This window comes from Paraflavitalea soli, assembly GCF_003555545.1.
GTDB lineage: Bacteria > Bacteroidota > Bacteroidia > Chitinophagales > Chitinophagaceae > Paraflavitalea > Paraflavitalea soli.
The window spans coordinates 4213845-4228014 of record NZ_CP032157.1 but is presented as its reverse complement, the minus strand read 5'-3'; the positions used below and the strand labels follow the sequence as shown (position 1 = coordinate 4228014).

The following is a 14170-nucleotide window of genomic DNA, read 5'->3' as shown; positions in this document are numbered from 1 at the left end:
ATTTGATGGCACAAAGATGTTTGATCCCGGGGAGCTGGGTAAGTGAAAAACCTTGAAGTGGACAGTTTGAGGGGTGAGGCAGACAATAGGGAAGTGGGTATAAAGCCCCGGCTTTTGGCGTTTATGTTTGCTATAGCTGGTCGCCTTTTTTTCTAAAGCTAAGCGGCTGTATCCCAAAGGCTGATTTGAATGCCCGGCAAAATGCGCTGACATTCTCAAACCCGCATAACCAGGTGATTTCATGTACCGGTTTATCTGTATGCTTTAATAATTCAGCAGCCCGTTCGAGCTTGATACGCGTAAGGTATTGATGTGGTGTGGTATGAAAAACTGCTTTGAACTGCCTTACCAATTGGGGCACAGACAGGCAGGCGAGCGCACTGATCGCAGGCAGGTCGGGATTGTCCATATAGGAAGAGTGCAAAATGTCCCGTGCAATGCATAGTCGTTTGTATACCTCCGTCCTTGTATTGGCTTTAAGGGCATGTACGTTCTTAACCTGCTTTGACGCGGCTTTCTGTGTGTGGATCAGGTAGCGTAATAAAAAGACCAGGTACTCATCTACCATATTTTCGGAATATCCACTGCTGTCCAGCGCAGCAATGAGGCCCATCAACTGCTGTTGCAATGCGGGCGTTATATCGTTGAGCGTCTGAAAGAATTCAAGCGTTTTGCCATCATCGTTGAAAGGATTATCCAGCAACGTTTCTTCACTGTTCAGCGTATCCTGGAATACCGCAGTGGCGAATTCCTTTTTGAAGAAGACCGAGAGTACCTTTGCTTTCTCGCCATTATTAATACTGCAGGAATAATTTTGCTCATCATTCAGGATCAGGAATTGCCCTGGCCTTACCGCAAGCCGGTAATTGTTGATGCCATACCATTCTTCGCCGGTGAGCAGCGTCTTAAAGGAAAGACAACCCACATGATCATCACAATGACTATTGCTGCTGAAGGCATTGAAGATGATATTGTGTTTCCTGAATTTGCTGAAATGCAAGGCTTCATCAAATCCTGGCCTGGTATGATCTGGAAGGCTGGTAAAATACATATCCTGCTTAAATAAAGGGTCCTTCGGTCAAAGCCGAAAGACCCTGCAAGATAGCAATTATACTGCCACGCTCTCCAATCCTTTCTCCAGGGCCGTTTCCATAATCCCCGGAATGCCAGCTCCTTCCACCCTGTAGGTAGTAATATCTGTAAGCCCCATAAAGGAAAGAATAAACCGCAGATAAGGCTCCCCAAAATCATAAGGCTTCATGGGGCCATCCGAATAAACCCCATTGGAAGCAATGGCGAGGTATACTTTCTTCCCTTTGAGCAGGCCTTCTGCTTGCCCGCTTTGGTAGCTGAATGTTTTGCCTGCCCGCACTACGTGATCTATCCAGGCCTTGAGTGCAGATGGAATGTTAAAATTATACAAGGCGATACTGATAACAATAATATCAGCCTGTATCAATTCTTTTACTGCCAGGTCCGAGCTGTACAAAGTTTCTTTTTGTTCGGGTGAATGTTCCGACTCCGGCGTTTTGTACGCTACCGGGTGGATAGCATTGAGGTGAATATAATTTTTTGCAACCGTATCGTTGATATGTACATTGCTGCCGGGATAACGGGCGGTAAGCCGGTCGATAATGCGGTTGGCCAACCTGATGCTATGGGAATGTTCACCTCTTGGGCTGGAGGTGACATGCAAGATGTTCTTCATTGTATTGTATGTAAAGAAGTTAGGAAATGCTATAACGACATGCTCATTCCTGCGCAGGTTTGATGGTGCAAGCTATGTACATTTGCTGATCGAAAACGCAAGGTTACTGCAAGGATAGTGGTAACCTGTAGGATACCACCTCAATCACAGATTATGGAAACTCTTCAGGCTCATCTTAATAGTGGCAAATGCATGGAAGCGCTCGATGCGGTAGACGATGCGATGTATGTAATTGGCGGCAAATGGAAATTAAGGATCATCATTGCATTGGCCGATGGAAAGAAAAGATTCAATGAATTACAAAGGATATTGAAGGGTATCTCTGCCCGGGTATTGTCCGCCGAGTTGAAAGACCTCGAGTTAAATGGATTTGTTAAGCGGCTGGTTGATCCATCAACTGCTGTCGTATCCGTGGAGTACGAACGTACAGAATATGCCGATACCCTACACCATATTGTCAGGTCCCTTCAGGAATGGGGAGCTATGCATAAAAAGAAGATCACCCAGCGCTGAGCTATTTTGCCTGGTCTATTCGTTCCAGGTAGTAGTGTAACCTTTCTGTGATCAACTCCACCGGCAGGTCTTCCTCCGGATCAATTTGAAAAGATTCATACTGGTCTTTGGGTTTGATGCCAGGCACTACATCCTGCAAACTTTTGTCAAGGCATAACCCCAGCATGAGTTTTTTCCTGTTGAGCCACAGGTAGCCAAGTTTTTTGCCTTTGTAGGTAAAGAAGGGTATCTGGAATTTACGCTCGTGAACAATGGACGGGTTCGTGCTTAATATGAGTTGGCAAAGTGCCAGCAGGCAACCCTGGTAAGGCTCAGGTTTACTGAGGTAGTAATTTTCCAATTTGCTGTTCATGAAATTTCAATCCAAACAGGCGCGTGATCACTTGTTTTTTCCCATCCCCGTACATGACGGTCTACACCGGCCGCTTTCAGTTTGCCGGCTATTTGTGGACTTAATAAGAAATGATCAATACGTAAGCCCGCATCACGGCCGTAAGCATTCCGGAAATAATCCCAAAAAGTATAGATCTTCTCATTGGGGTGAAGCGTGCGTAAGGCATCTGTCCACCCTTGCGCCGCCAGTTTTGCAAATGCCGCCCTCGTTTCCGGTCTGAACAGTGCATCATCCACCCAGCGTTCTGGCTTATAAACATCCAGTTCCGTAGGCATCACATTGTAATCTCCCGCCAGTACTACGGGTTTCTTTTGCGCCAGTAGCGTTTTGGCATGAACAGCCAAACGTTCAAACCAGCTGAGCTTATAATCAAACTTGGGCCCCGGCGCAGGGTTGCCATTGGGAAGATACAAACAGCCAACTACAATACCATTGACAGTAGCCTCGATATACCGGCTATGACTGTCTTCCGCGTCACCGGGAAGCACCCTGGTTATTTCTTTGGGTAGCTCATGGCGGGCCAGGATGGCGACACCATTCCAACTCTTTTGTCCATGCCAGATGGCGTGATAGCCTGCATCTTTGATGGCCTGCTCCGGAAATTTCTCTTGTGGTGCTTTGAGTTCCTGCAGACACACTACATCAGGTGCTGATTCCTCGAGCCAGCGAAGCAATACCGGTAATCTGCCGTTCACTCCATTCACATTATAGGTGGCTATTTTCATAATTTAATTGGCTGGTGGTAAACTAAATTAAGAAACTTTTACAAGCCCATTGTCCTATTGTGCATGAGAGACTGATTTAAACCTGGCTAACGGAGCCATCCGCGCCTTGTTCAATACGAGATTGTCGGCCGAGATCGTGAAGTTATCCGCCAATTGCAAGGCATTCAGGAATTGTGATTCCAGGTCCAGCTGCGGGCAGGCTATTTCCGTAGAGACCATTTTAGAGAAGGTGATGCCGTTAAGCGGCCCTACCTCAAAGGTGCCTGAAAATCCGTTGCACCCGCCATTGCCTGTGATCCGGTTACCTGCATCTTTTAGCACGATATGCGGTTCCTTAATGAAAGTGCTGTCTACCAGTACTGGTTTGCCATTCAGTTCTACCAGCTTCCAATACCTTTCCAGGATGGCAAAATTTGATTTGCTCAGGATATAATTGGGGGCTAAGTTCCCCGTGATCTTTGAGCCACTCATATCCAGCTGTGTAAGCGTATTTTCTCCCACCAGGTAACTGATTGCCTGGCCAGCATCATTGAGCGTGATCGTATTGCCTGCTGTATTCCAGGTAAACTTGCCCGATAACTCAAAGGCAGTATCCGGCTTGCCCAGGTATTTTGTCTTTTTGAGGAAACTCAGGTCCCTGTTCAGATAGATCGTCGTTTGTATACCCGGACAATCTGCACAGGGCAATACTCCCCGGTAAATGCCATCCCAATCCAGCGCATTTTGACTATTGTGTGCAGTATCCGTAGCATTTTTATTCGTTGCAGGAGAGGGCGTATTACATTGGAGAAAAACAATACCGGCCAACACGAGCAGGTAGATGAACGTGATCTTCTTCATTATTTCAGCTTTGGAGTAAAATAATAACGATACGTTCTACGGATAGAATAGGGTGGATCCATTGCTTTTTTAGCATACTAAATATAAGAAAAATAGTCATGTCATCCTCGACCCTCTACCTTCCTTGTCATCTCGATTCCCCTTCCTTGTCATTTCGACCGCAGGGAGAAATCCGCTATCGAAGCATAACTTGTCCCGCTCCGCGGGACGCATTGCCGATTCACGACTGCCGATTGCCGTTCCTTATTCCTTCGCAAACCTTACCACCAATTCAACCACCTGCATGCAGCTGCGGGCCGGCTTTTTTTCACCCGGTACTACCAGGCGGAAAGGTCCTTTATCTGCTGCCAGCGGTTTGCTGTCCACTTCATACGCCAGGATCACCGTTCTGTCCGTAAAGGCAGAGTCCAGTTCGGCCAGCGAGAACACTACTTCATACCCGTCTGCACAACGCACCAGCAGGTATTTCGACAGGTTTTCTCCGCGCAACTCTTTACCCGTAGTTACGCCTGCCTGGTTGAGAATATCCTGCACTGCTATGCCTGTATACCTATGATCAATGCCATCCCGGTCTTTCAGCGTGGCCATAGTCGCTTTCATCTTTGTGAGGTCCGTCATCGTAAGCTGTAAGGGTGTTTTCACTTCTCCCGTTACTTTTATAAAAGCGGGAGCTTCTTTTACCTGTGCCTGTACCGTGTGCAAAGAGAAGCAGACAAGCAGCAGTATTATATAAAGGCAGCCAGTTTTCATATTTCGTTATTTAAAAGGATTGGAAAAACGTTGATCAGTGATGAAAGAAGAATCCGTGAGCATATGAAGAAAGGCGATGAGGTCTTTCTTCTCTGAAGCAGTTAAGCCCAGCTGACTGCCACGCATGCCTGGCTGGTTGTTTTGCAGGAATACACTCAACGTAGGGCTTTGCTGAATGTGTTCATTGTAATGATCCACCACTGCTTCCAGCGTGGTAAAGCGGCCATCGTGCATATAGGGCGCCGTAAGGGCTATATTCCGAAGCGTGGCTACCCTGAACCTTCCTTTGTCAATAGATTGGCCCGTGATGGTGGCCCGTCCGTCGTCTTTCGGCACACTGTCCAGCCCATTGTTGTGAAACAGTTCACTGAATGTTTTAGGACCACCATGACAGTGTGCGCAGGCCGCTCCCCGTACATTGGTGGCAGCGTTGGGATTCGTAAAAAACAGGTTGATACCATTTAATTCAGCCGCTGTAGGGTGGTAGCTGCCCCGCAGGTATTGGTCGTAGGTGGAGTTGGCCGAGATCAGCGTTCGCTCAAACTGTGCCAGCGCTTTGAGGATACGATCGCCTGTGATCACCGGAGTGCCAAAGGCCTTGCTGAAAAGTGCGGGATAGTTTTTAGTCTTTTGTAATTTTTCAGCAGCGGTTGCCAGCGGTTGTCCCATTTCATGCGTGTCAGTGAGCGGAACCTGCGCCTGTGCTTCAAGCCCCTGCGCCCTTCCATCCCAAAAGAAATTACGTATCCACAACAGGTTGGCCAATGACATGCTGTTGCGCATTGTTAAGGTGCCATCTACACCCGTGCTGAATGCCAGCCCATCTGTAAAAGCACGTTCCTGTTGGTGACAATGCGCACAGGAAATACGGTTATTGGCCGACAACTTTGTTTCATAAAATAAAAACCTGCCTAGCTGCACCCCTTCTTCCGTCAGCGGGTTATCTGCAGGAATAAATATCCGGTTGCCGAAATAGGAGGGATAGTCCGGTTTCAATGGTTTGGCCATTTGCCTGTGGACACTCATGGCCGACAAACAGGCCACCATAAAAAGAATGCATCCTGTATAAACAATGGGGCGCTTCATCAGGGTGTACGCATGTATAATGCGTTATATTTTCAAAGATATAACGCTTCTGCCAGATTCCCATAGCCCTTTACATAACCGCTTTGTAGCAAGCGATCGTATCGAACGTGTATTATGCCCCATAGGGGCTACCGCTTTGTTGCATGCATCTGCTGGTCTCCCAACGCCTTCGTCTCCTGTTCCAGAAAGGCCTGGAAGCGTTCGCGCAACTGGTGGTGATAAGCGATCATTTCTTTTGCTTCCGCTGAAATGGAAGAACCTCCCCCTTTCTCACCCCCCGTAGCCGTGATCACCACCGGGCTGGTGGTCATCGTGTTGAGCCTGTTTACAATTTCCCAGGCTTTTTTGTAGGACATGCCCATCTGTTTGGCCGCCTGGTTGATAGAACCTGTTGTTTCAATATGCTCCAGCAATTCTACCGGCCCTGGTCCCCAAAAGCGCGTGCCATTGCCTTCGATCCAAAGGCTGCCGCTTACCTTATAGTGCCCCTTTTTGAGCAGGGCTTTTATTGGCTTTTTCATGTGTACAACAAATGTACACACTTTGGTAGGCTTCCCGTTATGGTCAACAGCTTATGCGCGCTTGTATTGCGGTAATACAAACATCCTTACAATGCTGTGCGCAATCAGCGATAAGGCAAAGGCCAGCACGATGATCAGGAATTGTTTAAAGGGCGTGTCAAATACATCGATAACAGGAGATACGTCTTTTCCGGCATAGATCCAGGCGATCACGTAACCAAATATCCCGGTGAGCCAAAGCGTGAGGTGTGATAGGAAGTAGCGTTTTTTCTTAACGCCGCCAGCACCAAAGCTGGTAAACAACATCAATACATGAGCAATGAAACTAATAGCCATCAGCGAAAGCAGGATAGTGAGGATCATAACAGTGTTTTTAAGTGGTTACCCAGGATTATAATCGTTCAAGCCAGCAGGTTACCGTTTGGCACCCGGTTTGAATGACAATATAATACTAATTCTGTAAAAAAGGATAAAGCCAACTGGTAGGTCCCGCCAAAGGCCGGAGCCACTACTCATTAATTCCATGGGGCTGATGCAGCATGTCCGGCAATTGTTCTGCCAGCGTTTCCCAGTTATGAGCTTGTTCCTGAAGGCCAAGCGTCCTGCTGAGTAAACCATAAATAGCAGAAGAATTATTATGTCCTTTCCTGAGCGATTGAATGGAAGTATCTCCCGCTGACTTAGACAGCTTAGCGCCAGCTGCATTCGTCAGCAGCGCATGGTGAAAGAAAGCTGTTTGGTGAAAACTATTGGCAGGTAGTTGCGAGGCCAGGTAATGCTGGGCGATCGTGCAAGGCCACAGGTCGGCCCCTCGTACAATAAGGTCCACACCAAAATGCAGGTCATCTACGATCGAGGTAAGTTGATAAGCCGGCATTCCATCTTTTTTGCGTACCACAAAATCTTCCATAGAAGGCGGTAGGGTAGTGGTCATAGTTCCCTGCGGCAATGTCCGTATCTCCAGCGGCTTGCTATCACCCGTATACAACCGCCAGTTGGCCTGTGCTGTATCCAGCGGATAGTATTTATTGCGGCAGGTGCCGGGATAGGCGCTGTTGGTAGTAACACCGTGTATTGTGGAGCGCGAACAGGTGCAGGTATATACCGGCCCATGGTTGCCCAACACCTGTAAGGCTTCCTGGTAAAGCGGCAGGCGGTGTACCTGACTATAGTGCTGCTCAAAGTCAGTCAGGTCGCGTGGACCTTCATCCCAGGGCAGCTCCAGGAAATACAGCGTATCAAAGATGTCCTGCACGTACCGGGGTTGATACCTTTCGCGGTCAAGATCATCGATGCGCAGCAGGATGCTTGCCCCTGTTTTCCGTGCCCATGCTACCGTGATCACAAACGACAACACATTGCCCAGGTGTAAGAAACCACTGGGTGTTGGTGCAATCCTCGTTCTGTTGAAATGTAATTCCCCGGCCATTAGTATACAATAATACTTTCTTTTGGTAAATTTTCCTCTCAGTCGGTTGAGAATCTGTAGTATACTCTGTCTGAATATCCCCATTTTGGATAGTCATTTAAAAACGTAAATTTGTTAAAAATGAGCTTAATTATGAGGACAACAGCTATCAGGCAAAAGCTTCATCAATTTATAGATAATGCTGAAGAAAAGAGAGTGAAGGCCATTTTCACATTACTGGAAGATGAGATTACCCAGGGAGAATGGGAGTATACCGATGAATTCAAAAAAGAACTGGATAACAGGCATACCCATTATAAAAGCGGGGGAGAAATGGTGAGCGCAGCAGATGCAAACAAGCAGATCAGGAAATTGCTGACAACAAAAAAGAAGAAATGAAGTACCGGAATATCTATGATCCGGTAGCATTGGTGGAATATAAAGAGGCTGTGGAATGGTATAAAGACAGGAGTATAGTGGCAGCAGAAAACCTTGTAAAGGAAGTAGCAGAAATGATCGCCACCATCTGTAAAGATCCTTTCCGGTTCAGAAATGTATACAATGTTTTTAGGGAAACTGCATTAAAAAGATACCCTTACACGATTGTTTACTTCGTAGACGAAAAGAAGAAGAAGGTAATCATCACTTCTGTATTTCATAACAAAAGGGATCCCGATAAGAAATACCGTAAGCACTAATGTTGTAGAGTCTGCTACAATAACGGCAGGCTTTTTTCGTATGCATTGGCGATTCACGATTGCCGACCTCTTCTACTGCGTTTATTAAAGTATATTCGCTCCTAATTTTGTAATTAATCCCCCATCGAATGAAACGTCTCTTAATGATCGCCCTGCTTTTTGTAAGCATCTTTTCCTTTGCCCAGTCGTCCAATACAGAACTATTGCTGCCCGATTCCCTGGGTTGGAAACTCGGCAGCCAGGCCTACACTTTCCGCTTGTTCAGCCTGGAAGAAGCCCTTATTAAAATGAAGAGCATTGGACTGAAATATGTAGAACTCTTCCCCGGCCAGAAGATCACTAAAAATGGTACCGCCACTACCGCCTTTACTGCTACAGCAGAAGACAAGGCCCTGATTAAAAAACTATTAAAAGACAATGGCATCAAGGCCATCTGTTATGGTGTGGTAAGTGGCAAGAATGAAGAGGAGTGGAGGGCCATCTTTGAATTTGCCAAAGAGCTGGGCCTCGAGCACATTACTACCGAGCCCCCCATGAACCAGTTGGAAACACTTGATAAATTCTGCAAGGAATACAATATACGCGCTGCATTGCACAACCATCCTGTGCCTGCAGTTTACTGGCATCCTTCCATCTTGCTCGATCAACTGAAGAACCGCAGCAATATGATCGGCGTTTGTGGTGATATCGGCCATTGGGTACGCTCAGGACTTGATCCCATTGCCTGTATCAAGGCCTTGCAGGGAAGGATATGGGCTTTTCATGTGAAGGACCTCCATATATTCGGATCGAAGGCTGCTCATGATGTACCCTGGGGTACCGGCGTAAGCAATATCGCAGGCGTATTAAATGAACTGAAACAACAAGGTTTCAAAGGATATTTTTCGGTGGAATACGAATACCTGTGGGAAAACAACCTGCCCGTAGTACAGGAAAGCACCCAGTATTTTATGCGTGTTGCCAAAAGGATCAACGCCGGGAACTAAAGTGGCGGGGCACGACAGTCTGCTGATGGCAGCCGATCTTGTCTACTCATTTTCCTTGCTGGTCTACTGAGCCGGCAGTCGTAGCCACCAGGTAGTTTAGTTTTACTGTAGCACTTCAAACATCATTTGTATGAAAGTATCTACAGAAAGAAAAATTATCCGGTGGCTACATATTTTACTCAGTATCCCCGTAGTCGGTTATATCTATGGTCCCGTGGCCTCCCTGCATTTCGCAGCTCTTTTCACCCAAATAGTTTGCTTCCCCGTGATCGTACTCTCCGGATTGTGGTTGTGGAAAGGACAGCAGCTTAAGAAATGGCTCCGCCAGCGATCCTCCCGCACATAATTTACAGGTCCTTCCTCTTGCTGCCTTCTTGCTTTTCCTCCCCTCGCTGCCTTGTTGCCTCGCTGCCTGGTTGCCTCCTAAGCCTCTTTCCCCCGTTTCAATATCTTCCGCCCACTGATGGAAGGTGTTACCGTCTCTAATTTATACGGTCCGTCATAGCCCAGATCCATCGGAGATTTTCCCACCCAGGTACTTTGCCGGCCTTCAAAAGTGATCAGTGACCGCAGCGGATCGATTGTCATCGTGGTAAACAAAGGGTCCTGGTAAGGGCAGGTGCTGGCAATGAGTGGATGCGCCTGTATGATTTCTTTAGCGTAACTGTCGTGCGAGAATTTACCCCCTATCCAGAAGTAAGAAGCCGAATTGAGGTGTACATAATTGATATCTTTTACTTCATATTGTGCATCGATATGAGTATGCCCATTAAGCGCTACCAGTATTTTGTCTGCTGCTGTGCTGAGTATATCCTGTATCACTTCCGCATTGTCAACTGCTACAGGCCCCGCCAGCGGCTGGTGTGATACAACAATAATAGGTCCTTTAATCTCCCGCAGCCTTTCCTGTAGCCATACCTGTTGTTCCTCGTTGATATAAGCCGGGTAGCCGCTGGTATAAGAAGGGGAGCCCGTATCATTCCCATCCAGTACAATGAAGGTGATGTCATCTACCTTTTGCGTATAGTAGCGGTTGGACATACCCCAGGTGCTGATACATTGCGCTTTCGTAAAGCCGGCATCCGTATCATGGTTGCCGATCACATGCAGCCGGTTGCGATGCGCCTGGTTAAACAGGTCGATCACTTCTTTATTCTTATCGCCGGGAACAGCAAAGTCCCCCATTTGAAGTATGGCATCCGGCCTTACTTGTCGCATATGTTGTACGAAGGCCCTCATCCGCGTAATACCATCATGCATAATATCCTGGTGCAGGTCTGTGATCACACCCACTTTCACCGGTCTTGCCATGCCCTTCAGCGAGCTCAGGGCGCGGGCAGGAATGGCGAGTGCCATAGCTGCCGTGGCAGTAGTAGCAATAAAATCGCGGCGGGAGAAACGACCTGTTTTTTTAACTGACTGACTGCGCATATGAATTGGTTGATAGTGTGGGGCATGGCTGTAAGGACCCGAAACTGGTTGACAATGAAAATTAGCCTTATTATGGCGAATTCGCCATAATTAAGGGGAAAAACTACCGTTAGTCCTAAATCTTTGGGAGTATTACTAATAAATTAGGTGGCCTCCTAATTTATTAGTAGTATTGTTCTATAAAGCATCAACAATGGTAAAACTCGCTAAAAGGGAAGAGCAGATCATGATTGTTTTCTGGGACCTGAAAAAAGCGTTCATACGCGATATCATCCCCCACCTGCCCGATCCCAAACCCCATTATAATAGTGTGGCCACCATGGTGAAGATCCTCGAAGACAAAGGTTTTCTGAGCCATGAAGCCGTAGGCAATATGTACCAGTACTTTCCCGTGGTCGACCGGGAAGATTATCAGAAACATGCTATCAAAGACATCGTGAGCCAGTACTTTGATAATTCCTATCCACGCATGCTCGCCTTTTTTGCCAAAGAACAAAACCTTTCAGAAGAAGAACTCAGTGAAATAGTGAACATCATTAAAACCAAAAAGAAATGATGCATTATATTACCAACGTAGGACTCATCCTCGCAGGATGCCTCATCTTTTACAAGCTCCTCCTGCAAAAGGAAACTTTCTTCCGGGCCAACCGGTGGATCCTTCTCACCTGCCTGCTTACCTCCTTCTGGTTACCCCTGCTGCAGGTGCCCCAGCAATGGTCCTTCCGCAAGGCCAGTACCATCGTGGTGGATGACCCCGCTACAGAACAGCCCGCTGTCAACAACACGTTCATTGTACCACAGCAGTCTGCCCCTGTCGCGCCCGTTACTACCACCAATACCGCTACTACTACCAATAATATCCGGGAAGACAAGTCGTCTGCCATTACCTGGCAGCAGGTTCTTACCTGGGCCACCTGGCTTTATTGGTTTGGTGTAGCCGTATTCGCCATTAACTTCCTGGTACAACTCTTTACCCTCCTGTACCGTGCTTACACAAGGCCCGTCATCCGCGATGGCCGCTTCAGGATCGTAGAACTTGCAGGCGATAAAGCCCCCTGCTCTTTCTGGAACAATATCTTTATCAACCCCGAAAAGTATGACTGGGAAACCTATAACCAGATATTGCAGCACGAAAAGATACATATAGAGCAACGCCATAGCCTCGACCTCCTGCTGGCCGAACTCGTCATCATCTTTCAATGGTTTAACCCCTTTGCCTGGCAATACCGCAAAGCCCTGGAAAATAACCTGGAGTATTTGACCGACGATCAGTTGGTAAACCATATCCAGGTAGAAAAGACATCTTACCAGATGAGCCTGCTCAAAGTATCCGCCCCCCATTTCCCTTTAAACCTGACCACTAATTATAATCAATCACTCCTTAAAAAAAGGATAGCCATGATGAACGTTAAAAAATCAAATGTACACACCGCCTGGAAGTACTGCTTCCTGCTGCCCCTGCTCGTTTTCCTCGTATGCCTGCTCAACGAGCCCGTAGCTTATGCCCATGCACCCGTTGCAGATAAGAAAGAGAAAAGCAGCCCGATGCACAATGAGAACATTGATACCGAAGGCCTGTGGTTTGCCACGATCAAAAAGAATGAAGTATCTATCCAGTTTAAAAATGATGGAGATGATAATTCTACCAACAGCACTACCTTCCCCCTCAGTGATCTTGGTGAACTTCCCCGCGACAAAGCAGGTACTTTTACAGTGACCCGCGAAGCTGGCTCCGTGCAGTTCTCCGGTCGTTTTGAAGGCGACCAGGGCATGGGCCGTTACAAGTTTACCTCCAATGCCACTTATGCCGAAGCCATGCGCCAAGAGGGAATAGACCTGCGCAACGATAAGGATATAATGGTGTTCTTCCTTGTCAACATCTCCGGCTCCTATGTGAAAATGCTGAAGCATAACGGCTATACAGAACTGGACAGGAATGATGTCATTCCCCTGGCCGCACTGAAAGTAGATGAACCCTGGATACAGTCCATCAGGAAGAGCGGCATTGGAGAGTTGACGCCACAAAACCTCATCCCTTTAAAAGCCCTCAATGTTACCGGCGATTATATCGCCGAGATCCGCAAGGCCGGTTATCCCAATGTAACTGCCAGCCAGCTCATTTCTTTTAAATCCCAGGGCATCGATGGCAAATACATTGCTGATGTACGCAGCGCCGCCGCATTGCCCTCAAAAGTAAAACCGGGAGCGGGAGAAAAGCCCGAAACCAAAGAAAGAAAGGAAAAAGCCGAGGGAAAAGAAAAGGCTGAGACCGATGAAAAGCCGGAACGTGAGGAAGTTTCCGCCAATGATATCATCGCCATCAAATCCCTGAACATAGACCCTGCCTATATACGCTCCCTGAAAGAAGTAGGTTTTGATAACCTGGCCAATCACCAACTGATAGCCATGAAAGGCCAGGGAATTACCGCTGAATACATCAAAGGTTTGCAGGCATCTGGCTTCAAAAGCCTTTCAGCCAACGACATCATTTCCATCAAAGCGCTTAATATTAAGCCCGAATACATTCTTTCTATTAAAGAAGCTGGATACCCCAATGCTGATCCCAATCAGTTAATTGCGATGAAGTCCCAGGGCATCACCGCTGAATATATCAGGGGATTGAAGGCTGCCGGCTTTAAAGACCTTTCCGCCAATGATGTCATTGCCGTTAAATCACAAAACATTACCCCTGAATATATACGGTCTTTTGAGGCCCTGGGATACAAAAATATCTCAGCTACCGATGCCATACCCTTGAAATCCCTGCATGTAACCCCTGAATATGTTAAGTCCTTCCTGGACATGGGCTACAAGAATTTCTCCCTCAATGAGGCAGTCGCTTTTAAAGCGCAGGACATTACCCCTGCTGTGGTAAAAGAATATACTACGTTGGGTTTTGACAACCTTTCCCTCAATGATGTATTGGCGGCAAAAGCTACAGGCACTACGCCGGCATTCATTACTTCCATGAAACAAAAAGGGCATAACCTCAAAACCCTCAATAAATACATTACCCTGAAAAGTGTGATTGAATAAAGCCAACGTCCCTCATAGCCATGATAACAATGAAGCCCCCCGTCCTGCGGAGGGCTTCTCTTTTTCGATCCATA

Annotated in this window: 18 protein-coding genes; 7 read left to right on the top strand and 11 right to left on the bottom strand. The window is 47.2% G+C overall.

Features of this window, described 5'->3' with window-relative positions; all coding sequences use genetic code 11:
* Window positions 1–130: 130 nt before the first annotated feature.
* Window positions 131–1051 (bottom strand): helix-turn-helix transcriptional regulator, encoded by a 921-nt coding sequence (locus D3H65_RS15700; RefSeq protein ID WP_119051220.1) that lies wholly within the window; start codon window positions 1049–1051, stop codon window positions 131–133.
* 57 nt (window positions 1052–1108) lie between these two features.
* Window positions 1109–1708, bottom strand: coding sequence for an FMN-dependent NADH-azoreductase (locus D3H65_RS15695; protein WP_119051219.1), 600 nt, complete (start codon window positions 1706–1708; stop codon window positions 1109–1111).
* A 153-nt stretch (window positions 1709–1861) separates the two neighbouring features.
* Between D3H65_RS15695 and D3H65_RS15690 the strand changes: the two genes are divergently transcribed.
* Window positions 1862–2221 (top strand): winged helix-turn-helix transcriptional regulator, encoded by a 360-nt coding sequence (locus D3H65_RS15690; protein WP_119051218.1) that lies wholly within the window; start codon window positions 1862–1864, stop codon window positions 2219–2221.
* 1 nt (window position 2222) lies between these two features.
* On the opposite strand, the gene D3H65_RS15685 is transcribed toward D3H65_RS15690, so the two are convergent.
* From D3H65_RS15685 to D3H65_RS15650, 8 genes are all read right to left on the bottom strand, one after another.
* Window positions 2223–2573 (bottom strand): DUF1801 domain-containing protein, encoded by a 351-nt coding sequence (locus tag D3H65_RS15685; RefSeq protein WP_119051217.1) that lies wholly within the window; start codon window positions 2571–2573, stop codon window positions 2223–2225.
* A complete protein-coding gene (xth, locus tag D3H65_RS15680; RefSeq protein ID WP_119051216.1) occupies window positions 2570–3340 on the bottom strand; it encodes an exodeoxyribonuclease III in 771 nt (256 codons plus the stop codon). Before xth ends, D3H65_RS15685 begins: the two co-directional genes overlap by 4 nt.
* Before the next feature lie 54 nt (window positions 3341–3394).
* Window positions 3395–4180: a copper resistance protein NlpE N-terminal domain-containing protein gene (locus D3H65_RS15675; RefSeq protein ID WP_119051215.1), complete on the bottom strand. Its 786-nt coding sequence runs from the start codon at window positions 4178–4180 to the stop codon at window positions 3395–3397.
* Between the two features lie 243 nt (window positions 4181–4423).
* Window positions 4424–4930 (bottom strand): molybdopterin-dependent oxidoreductase, encoded by a 507-nt coding sequence (locus tag D3H65_RS15670; RefSeq protein ID WP_119051214.1) that lies wholly within the window; start codon window positions 4928–4930, stop codon window positions 4424–4426.
* A 6-nt stretch (window positions 4931–4936) separates the two neighbouring features.
* Window positions 4937–6016: a cytochrome-c peroxidase gene (locus tag D3H65_RS15665; RefSeq protein WP_119051213.1), complete on the bottom strand. Its 1080-nt coding sequence runs from the start codon at window positions 6014–6016 to the stop codon at window positions 4937–4939.
* A 128-nt stretch (window positions 6017–6144) separates the two neighbouring features.
* Window positions 6145–6537, bottom strand: coding sequence for a winged helix-turn-helix domain-containing protein (locus D3H65_RS15660; RefSeq protein ID WP_119051212.1), 393 nt, complete (start codon window positions 6535–6537; stop codon window positions 6145–6147).
* 51 nt (window positions 6538–6588) lie between these two features.
* Window positions 6589–6900, bottom strand: coding sequence for a hypothetical protein (locus tag D3H65_RS15655; protein WP_119051211.1), 312 nt, complete (start codon window positions 6898–6900; stop codon window positions 6589–6591).
* 145 nt (window positions 6901–7045) lie between these two features.
* Window positions 7046–7966 (bottom strand): glutamate--tRNA ligase family protein, encoded by a 921-nt coding sequence (locus tag D3H65_RS15650; protein WP_162915655.1) that lies wholly within the window; start codon window positions 7964–7966, stop codon window positions 7046–7048.
* A gap of 132 nt (window positions 7967–8098) precedes the next feature.
* Here D3H65_RS15650 and D3H65_RS15645 point away from each other — a divergent pair, with 132 nt between their 5' ends.
* The 4 genes from D3H65_RS15645 to D3H65_RS15630 all read left to right on the top strand — a co-directional run bounded on the left by D3H65_RS15645 (window position 8099) and on the right by D3H65_RS15630 (window position 9975).
* Window positions 8099–8344 (top strand): hypothetical protein, encoded by a 246-nt coding sequence (locus tag D3H65_RS15645; protein WP_119051209.1) that lies wholly within the window; start codon window positions 8099–8101, stop codon window positions 8342–8344.
* Window positions 8341–8643 (top strand): type II toxin-antitoxin system RelE/ParE family toxin, encoded by a 303-nt coding sequence (locus tag D3H65_RS15640; RefSeq protein WP_119051208.1) that lies wholly within the window; start codon window positions 8341–8343, stop codon window positions 8641–8643. The genes D3H65_RS15645 and D3H65_RS15640 overlap by 4 nt, the downstream gene beginning before the upstream one ends.
* A 128-nt stretch (window positions 8644–8771) precedes the next feature.
* Window positions 8772–9629, top strand: a complete 858-nt coding sequence (locus tag D3H65_RS15635; RefSeq protein ID WP_119051207.1) for a sugar phosphate isomerase/epimerase family protein — start codon at window positions 8772–8774, stop codon at window positions 9627–9629.
* A 130-nt stretch (window positions 9630–9759) separates the two neighbouring features.
* Window positions 9760–9975, top strand: a complete 216-nt coding sequence (locus tag D3H65_RS15630; protein WP_119051206.1) for a hypothetical protein — start codon at window positions 9760–9762, stop codon at window positions 9973–9975.
* A gap of 77 nt (window positions 9976–10052) precedes the next feature.
* Here the strand turns inward: D3H65_RS15630 and D3H65_RS15625 are convergent, their stop codons facing one another.
* Complete coding sequence (locus D3H65_RS15625; RefSeq protein WP_119051205.1) at window positions 10053–11060, bottom strand: metallophosphoesterase family protein; 1008 nt, start codon at window positions 11058–11060, stop codon at window positions 10053–10055.
* A 193-nt stretch (window positions 11061–11253) separates the two neighbouring features.
* On the opposite strand from D3H65_RS15625, the gene D3H65_RS15620 reads away from it, so the two are divergent.
* The gene (locus D3H65_RS15620) at window positions 11254–11616 is read left to right on the top strand and encodes a BlaI/MecI/CopY family transcriptional regulator (protein WP_119051204.1); all 363 of its coding nucleotides are present in this window, start codon (window positions 11254–11256) and stop codon (window positions 11614–11616) included.
* Window positions 11613–14096 (top strand): M56 family metallopeptidase, encoded by a 2484-nt coding sequence (locus tag D3H65_RS15615; protein WP_119051203.1) that lies wholly within the window; start codon window positions 11613–11615, stop codon window positions 14094–14096. The genes D3H65_RS15620 and D3H65_RS15615 overlap by 4 nt, the downstream gene beginning before the upstream one ends.
* Window positions 14097–14170: the final 74 nt, after the last annotated feature.

What these genes read in the sequence shown, in the direction of transcription:
- D3H65_RS15630 (WP_119051206.1), top strand. Translation starts at nt 9,760, where the DNA reads ATGAAAGTATCTACAGAAAGAAAAATTATCCGGTGGCTACATATTTTA.
- D3H65_RS15660 (WP_119051212.1), bottom strand. Translation starts at nt 6,537, where the DNA reads ATGAAAAAGCCAATAAAAGCCCTGCTCAAAAAGGGGCACTATAAGGTA.
- xth (WP_119051216.1), bottom strand. Translation starts at nt 3,340, where the DNA reads ATGAAAATAGCCACCTATAATGTGAATGGAGTGAACGGCAGATTACCG.
- D3H65_RS15670 (WP_119051214.1), bottom strand. Translation starts at nt 4,930, where the DNA reads ATGAAAACTGGCTGCCTTTATATAATACTGCTGCTTGTCTGCTTCTCT.
- D3H65_RS15640 (WP_119051208.1), top strand. Translation starts at nt 8,341, where the DNA reads ATGAAGTACCGGAATATCTATGATCCGGTAGCATTGGTGGAATATAAA.
- D3H65_RS15635 (WP_119051207.1), top strand. Translation starts at nt 8,772, where the DNA reads ATGAAACGTCTCTTAATGATCGCCCTGCTTTTTGTAAGCATCTTTTCC.
- D3H65_RS15685 (WP_119051217.1), bottom strand. Translation starts at nt 2,573, where the DNA reads ATGAACAGCAAATTGGAAAATTACTACCTCAGTAAACCTGAGCCTTAC.
- D3H65_RS15615 (WP_119051203.1), top strand. Translation starts at nt 11,613, where the DNA reads ATGATGCATTATATTACCAACGTAGGACTCATCCTCGCAGGATGCCTC.
- D3H65_RS15690 (WP_119051218.1), top strand. Translation starts at nt 1,862, where the DNA reads ATGGAAACTCTTCAGGCTCATCTTAATAGTGGCAAATGCATGGAAGCG.
- D3H65_RS15675 (WP_119051215.1), bottom strand. Translation starts at nt 4,180, where the DNA reads ATGAAGAAGATCACGTTCATCTACCTGCTCGTGTTGGCCGGTATTGTT.
- D3H65_RS15695 (WP_119051219.1), bottom strand. Translation starts at nt 1,708, where the DNA reads ATGAAGAACATCTTGCATGTCACCTCCAGCCCAAGAGGTGAACATTCC.
- D3H65_RS15665 (WP_119051213.1), bottom strand. Translation starts at nt 6,016, where the DNA reads ATGAAGCGCCCCATTGTTTATACAGGATGCATTCTTTTTATGGTGGCC.
- D3H65_RS15655 (WP_119051211.1), bottom strand. Translation starts at nt 6,900, where the DNA reads ATGATCCTCACTATCCTGCTTTCGCTGATGGCTATTAGTTTCATTGCT.
- D3H65_RS15700 (WP_119051220.1), bottom strand. Translation starts at nt 1,051, where the DNA reads ATGTATTTTACCAGCCTTCCAGATCATACCAGGCCAGGATTTGATGAA.
- D3H65_RS15620 (WP_119051204.1), top strand. Translation starts at nt 11,254, where the DNA reads ATGGTAAAACTCGCTAAAAGGGAAGAGCAGATCATGATTGTTTTCTGG.
- D3H65_RS15650 (WP_162915655.1), bottom strand. Translation starts at nt 7,966, where the DNA reads ATGGCCGGGGAATTACATTTCAACAGAACGAGGATTGCACCAACACCC.
- D3H65_RS15625 (WP_119051205.1), bottom strand. Translation starts at nt 11,060, where the DNA reads ATGCGCAGTCAGTCAGTTAAAAAAACAGGTCGTTTCTCCCGCCGCGAT.
- D3H65_RS15645 (WP_119051209.1), top strand. Translation starts at nt 8,099, where the DNA reads ATGAGGACAACAGCTATCAGGCAAAAGCTTCATCAATTTATAGATAAT.